This is a genomic window from Vibrio sp. 10N.222.48.A3 (assembly GCF_041475345.1).
Classification (GTDB): Bacteria; Pseudomonadota; Gammaproteobacteria; order Enterobacterales; family Vibrionaceae; genus Vibrio; species Vibrio tasmaniensis_A.
This window is the reverse complement of record NZ_JBFRVX010001598.1, coordinates 1-554: the sequence shown is the minus strand read 5'-3', so window position 1 is coordinate 554 and position 554 is coordinate 1. Positions and strand designations below refer to the sequence as shown.

Here is a 554-nt window from a genome sequence, read left to right as displayed (position 1 = left end):
AAGCGCCAAGCGTTCGTGTGTGGCCCTGACGGCTTTATGGATAATGCAAAGAAACTGCTGATTCAAATGGGGCTCAACCCTCAGCATTACCATCAAGAAGCGTTTGGTGTGGCTCAATCGACCGAGGAAGCGGTGAAGCAGCTACAGTTAAGTGTGAACGGCTACCTGTTCGAAGGTAATAATCAATCAACCTTGCTAGAGCAAGCGGAGTCGGCGGGGGTGTCTATTGCTTCAAGTTGTCGTGCGGGTTTCTGCGGTGCTTGTAAAGTGACGCTTGAGTCCGGACAAGTTCATCAACCGGATGTCCCTGCATTGCAAGATCATGAACGTAATATGGGGCAGATCTTGGCGTGTTGTAGCGTGCCTCAAACCGATATCGAAGTTGTAGATTAACGACTCGTTAGATCATTACGAAAAACGCATTAAAGAACACTAAATAGAAAAGGCCGGAAGTTCGTAAATGAGCTTCCGGCCTTTTTGATTCTGAGCTAATTCAAAGATTAATCGTAGATCGTTGGGATTGGTTGACGCTTGTGCTGTGTTGCTTTGTAGAT

General features: G+C 46.8%; 1 protein-coding gene. It reads left to right on the top strand.

The genetic code is table 11. From position 1 onward, the window contains the following. Nucleotides 1-393: flavin reductase family protein (locus AB4653_RS27940; RefSeq protein ID WP_372105886.1), on the top strand; the 393-nt coding region annotated here is incomplete at its 5' end. Nucleotides 394-554 lie beyond the last annotated feature (161 nt).